4 protein-coding genes are annotated in these 4,436 nt (G+C 60.9%); all 4 read left to right on the top strand.

What is annotated here, in order from left to right:
* Positions 1-332 precede the first annotated feature (332 nt).
* Positions 333-890, top strand: coding sequence for a F0F1 ATP synthase subunit delta (locus WBF74_RS10805; RefSeq protein ID WP_424439412.1), 558 nt, complete (start codon positions 333-335; stop codon positions 888-890).
* Positions 890-2,419 (top strand): F0F1 ATP synthase subunit alpha, encoded by a 1,530-nt coding sequence (gene atpA, locus WBF74_RS10810; RefSeq protein ID WP_424439414.1) that lies wholly within the window; start codon positions 890-892, stop codon positions 2,417-2,419. Before WBF74_RS10805 ends, atpA begins: the two co-directional genes overlap by 1 nt.
* Positions 2,420-2,442: 23 nt before the next feature.
* The gene (locus tag WBF74_RS10815) at positions 2,443-3,324 is read left to right on the top strand and encodes a F0F1 ATP synthase subunit gamma (RefSeq protein WP_424439416.1); all 882 of its coding nucleotides are present in this window, start codon (positions 2,443-2,445) and stop codon (positions 3,322-3,324) included.
* A gap of 34 nt (positions 3,325-3,358) precedes the next feature.
* The coding region (gene atpD / locus WBF74_RS10820) for a F0F1 ATP synthase subunit beta (protein WP_424439419.1) at positions 3,359-4,436 on the top strand (1,078 nt) is incomplete at its 3' end.

The raw sequence follows: 4,436 nt of genomic DNA on the forward strand, positions 1-4,436 counted from the left end.
GCCCAATGCGGTGCGAATCTCGGTCGATATCGACCCCTATTCTTTTATGTAGCGGGCATCCGGGTGAGCAAACTTGACGGCCTTCCCGAAATTGACGCGACGGAAGGCGGGCTTTCGCGTAATTTCCGTGGCCCAAAATGCCGCAGACGCGTTCATTTCACCGGCCAGCATGTTGCGCATGCGCGGACCATGTGTTACCTAACGCGCGGCTCTCAGGGGGCTAGGTTTCTGTCTCCGTGACGGCCAGAATTAGCTAACGTTTTCAGTCGGTTGGCGCGCGGCATCAGGTCAGCGCGCTGATTTCCACGAAAAAGCACAGGCGAGCGCCGCACGTGTCATCCGATCATCCCGTTTCTGGCGTGGCCAGCCGCTATGCGACGGCCCTCTTCGAACTTGCGGAAGCGCAGGGTGCGCTTGATGCTGTCGCGTCCGATCTCGGCGCGATTGCTGCCATGCTCGACGCAAGCGAAGACCTCAACCGCCTTGCCCGCAGCCCGATCTTCACCGCAGAAGAGCAGGGGCGCGCCTTCGCTGCCGTGCTCGACAAGGCGGGCACTTCGGCGCTGGTGAAGAATTTTGTTGGCCTCGTCATCCGAAATCGCCGGCTTTTCGCGCTTTCCGACATGATCCGGTCCTATAATGCCATCCTCGCCAACAAGCGTGGCGAGATGACAGCCGATGTGACCTCCGCTCACCCGCTTGGGGATGCGCAGGTCGAAAATCTGAAGGCAGCGCTCAAGGCAGCGACCGGGCGTGATGTCAGAATCAATACCAAGGTCGATGCGGGGCTCCTCGGCGGGCTCATCGTCAAGGTCGGCAGCCGGATGATCGATTCCTCGCTGCGGACCAAACTCAATTCTCTGAAGATTGCCATGAAAGAGGCTTCCTGATGAACATTCAGGCTGCGGAAATCTCCGCCATCCTCAAGCAGCAGATCAAGGATTTCGGCGCGGAAGCGCAGGTATCCGAGATCGGCCAGGTGCTTTCCGTCGGTGACGGCATCGCTCGCGTTTACGGCCTCGACAATGTCGAAGCCGGTGAAATGGTCGAGTTCCCGGGCGGCGTCCGCGGCATGGCGCTCAACCTTGAACAGGACAATGTCGGCGTCGTTATTTTCGGCTCCGACCAGAACATCCGCGAAGGCGATGTGGTCAAGCGGACCGGTGCCATCGTGGACGTGCCGGTTGGCAAGGGTCTGCTCGGTCGCGTTGTTGACCCGCTCGGCAATCCGATTGACGGCAAGGGTCCGATCGTTTCGTCCGAACGCCGCCGCGTGGACGTGAAGGCGCCCGGCATCATTCCCCGCAAGTCGGTGCATGAGCCGATGCAGACGGGCCTCAAGGCCATCGACGCGCTGATCCCGATCGGCCGTGGCCAGCGCGAGCTGATCATTGGCGACCGCCAGACCGGCAAGACCGCCATTGCCGTTGACGCGATTCTGAACCAGAAGCCGCTCAACCAGGGTAATGACGAGAACCAGAAGCTCTATTGCATCTACGTCGCCATCGGCCAGAAGCGTTCGACGGTTGCGCAGATCGTGAAGACGCTGGAAGAAAACGGCGCGCTCGAATATTCGATCGTCGTCGCCGCAACCGCGTCCGACCCGGCTCCGCTCCAGTATCTTGCGCCGTTTGCCGGCTGCACGATGGGCGAGTTCTTCCGTGACAATGGCATGCATGGCCTCGTGGTCTATGACGACCTTTCCAAGCAGGCTGTTGCCTATCGTCAGATGTCGCTGCTGCTTCGCCGTCCGCCGGGACGTGAAGCCTATCCGGGCGACGTGTTCTATCTCCATTCCCGTCTTCTCGAGCGCGCTGCGAAGCTCAACGACGAAAACGGCAATGGCTCGCTGACCGCCCTGCCGATCATCGAAACACAGGCGAACGACGTGTCGGCCTATATTCCGACCAACGTGATCTCGATCACCGACGGTCAGATCTTCCTTGAAACGGACCTCTTCTATCAGGGCATCCGTCCTGCCGTGAACGTCGGTCTGTCGGTGAGCCGTGTGGGCTCCGCCGCTCAGATCAAGGCGATGAAGCAGGTTGCAGGCAAGATCAAGGGTGAGCTTGCGCAGTACCGCGAAATGGCGGCCTTCGCACAGTTCGGCTCCGACCTCGACGCCGCCACGCAGCGTCTTCTCAACCGCGGTGCGCGCCTGACGGAACTGCTGAAGCAGGGCCAGTTCTCGCCGCTCAAGGTGGAAGAGCAGGTTGTGGTGATCTATGCCGGTGTGAACGGCTATCTCGACGCGCTGCCGGTTTCGGAAGTGGGTCGGTTCGAGCAGGAATTCCTGCGGAACATCCGTTCCTCCCATGCTGAGATTCTCGAAGCGATCCGCAACGAGAAGCAGATCTCGAACGACACGGAAGCCAAGCTCAAGGCAGCGGTCGAGGCTTTCTCCAAGTCGTTCTCCTGAGCGCAGGCAAAGGGTAAAGGCTCATGGCCAGCCTCAAGGACCTAAGAAACCGCATCGCCAGTGTTAAGGCGACGCAGAAGATCACGAAGGCGATGCAGATGGTCGCCGCCGCGAAGCTGCGCCGTGCGCAGGAAGCGGCGGAAGCCGCGCGGCCCTATGCCTCGCGCATGGACCGCGTGATGGCCAATCTCGCGACCGGCATGGCTGGCCGCGAGGATGCGCCGAAGCTTCTCGCGGGAACGGGCAGCGACCAGGTGCAACTCGTCATCGTGGCGACGGCGGATCGCGGCCTTTGCGGCGGCTTCAACTCGTCCATTGCACGCCTTGCCCGTCAGCACATCAACAAGCTGATTGCCGAAGGCAAGGACGTGAAAATCCTGACCGTCGGCCGCAAGGGACGGGACATTCTCAAGCGCGATTTCTCGTCGCGCATCGTGAAGTCCTACGAGTTTACCGGTCTGCGCCAGATCGGCTTTGCACAGGCAGAGGAGATTTCGAAGACTGTGCTCGAGATGTTCGAGGCTGGCGAGTTCGATGTTGCGACGCTCTTCTATTCGAAGTTCGTCAACGTGGTGAGCCAGGTCCCGACGGCCCAGCAGCTCATTCCGGCCAGCCTGCCGGAAGGGGCGGAAGGCATCGATCTTGGCGGTGCCGTCTATGAATATGAGCCGGACGAAGCCGAAATTCTGAAAGACCTTCTCCCGCGCAATCTGTCCGTGCAGATTTTCCGTGCGCTGCTCGAGAATGTCGCAGGCGAATTCGGTGCGAAGATGTCGGCGATGGACAACGCCACGCGCAATGCGGGTGAGATGATCAAGAAGTTGAACATCACCTACAACCGCTCGCGTCAGGCGATGATTACCAAGGAACTGATCGAAATTATCTCTGGCGCGGAAGCGCTCTAGAACGATCCCTAACGGGAAGAACGAAGGAACTCGCATGAGCAACGCAGTCGGAACGATCGCTCAGGTTATCGGCGCCGTCGTGGACGTGAAGTTCACCGACACACTGCCCGCCATTCTGAACGCGCTGGAAACGGACAATGGCGGCAACCGCCTCGTCCTCGAAGTCGCGCAGCATCTCGGCGAGAACACGGTGCGCACCATCGCCATGGACACGACCGAAGGTCTCGTCCGCGGTCAGGAAGTCCGCGACACGGGCGCGCCGATCTCTGTGCCGGTGGGTGAAGGTACGCTTGGCCGTATCATCAACGTGATCGGCGAGCCGATTGACGAGGCAGGCCCCGTGAAGGCTGAAGGCACCCGCGCCATCCACCAGGAAGCGCCGGCCTTTGTCGAACAGTCAACGGAAGCCCAGATGCTCGTCACGGGCATCAAGGTCGTGGACCTGCTCGCGCCTTATGCGCGCGGCGGCAAGATCGGCCTGTTCGGCGGCGCGGGCGTCGGCAAGACGGTTCTCATTCAGGAACTCATCAACAACATCGCGAAGGCGCATGGCGGCTACTCGGTGTTCGCTGGTGTGGGTGAACGTACACGCGAAGGCAACGACCTCTATCACGAGATGATCGAGTCCGGCGTGAACAAGGACCCGAACGAAAACAATGGCGATACGACGGGCTCGAAATGCGCCCTCGTGTTCGGCCAGATGAACGAGCCCCCGGGGGCCCGTGCGCGTGTTGCTCTGACGGGTCTGTCCGTTGCCGAGCATTTCCGCGACAAGGGCCAGGACGTGCTCTTCTTCGTGGATAACATCTTCCGCTTCACGCAGGCAGGTTCGGAAGTGTCGGCCCTTCTCGGCCGTATTCCCTCCGCCGTGGGCTATCAGCCGACGCTCGCTACCGATATGGGCGCGCTGCAGGAGCGTATCACCACGACGACCAAGGGCTCGATCACGTCCGTGCAGGCCATTTATGTGCCTGCTGACGACTTGACCGACCCGGCGCCGGCCACCTCCTTCGCTCACCTTGATGCGACCACGGTTCTCAACCGCGCGATCTCGGAAAAGGGCATCTATCCGGCGGTGGACCCGCTCGACTCGACCTCGCGTATTCTTGAGC

Source organism: Parvibaculum sp., from assembly GCF_049672805.1.
Classification (GTDB): Bacteria; Pseudomonadota; Alphaproteobacteria; order Parvibaculales; family Parvibaculaceae; genus Parvibaculum.

Excerpts from the sequence above, each read along its gene's own strand:
- atpA (WP_424439414.1), top strand. The coding sequence starts at position 890 with ATGAACATTCAGGCTGCGGAAATCTCCGCCATCCTCAAGCAGCAGATC.
- WBF74_RS10815 (WP_424439416.1), top strand. The coding sequence starts at position 2,443 with ATGGCCAGCCTCAAGGACCTAAGAAACCGCATCGCCAGTGTTAAGGCG.